Raw genomic sequence first — 521 nt, forward strand, 5'->3', positions numbered from 1 at the left:
GGAACGCCAAGGCCAGGTGCAGCGGGATCAGGGTTTCCTCTTTGCTGCCGTACAACCGCTCGAGCTGCTGGTGCTGCATCGGGCCCAGGGCGCGGGAGCCGACGCGGAACTTTTCGTCGGCCGACGGCCGCACGCACCACAGGGTGGTGTCCCAGTTGCCGGCGTAGTAGCGCATGCCGGGCAGAAACGAGACCTTGCGCGGATAGAGATTCCCGACGACGACCGTGCCGGCCATGACGGCGAACAGGGCGGCGATCGGCAACGGGTGGGCGATGTCGGACAGGCCCAGGCGCGCGTGCGCGACGAACAGCCATAGCACCCCGAAGATCATGAAGACGTTCCACTCCAGCGGCACGCCCATCGGGAAGGCCAGCAGGATGTTGAGGTGGAACACGATCATCACGAACGCCGCGATGGCCGTCGGCCAGCCGCCGTGTGAGAACAGCAGCACCAGCAGCTCGAGCGGTTGTACGGCAGCAAAGAGGAAACCCTGATCCCGCTGCACCTGGCCTTGGCGTTCC

At 66.0% G+C, this 521-nt stretch carries 1 protein-coding gene; it reads right to left on the reverse strand.

Going from position 1 to position 521, the window contains the following annotated elements; genetic code table 11:
* Positions 1 to 521, reverse strand: a 521-nt coding sequence (locus A5622_RS17585; protein ID WP_231999684.1) for a DUF3556 domain-containing protein, incomplete at both ends; no start/stop codon positions are given.

Source organism: Mycobacterium sp. 1245801.1 (genome assembly GCF_001673055.1).
Taxonomy (GTDB): domain Bacteria; phylum Actinomycetota; class Actinomycetes; order Mycobacteriales; family Mycobacteriaceae; genus Mycobacterium; species Mycobacterium europaeum_A.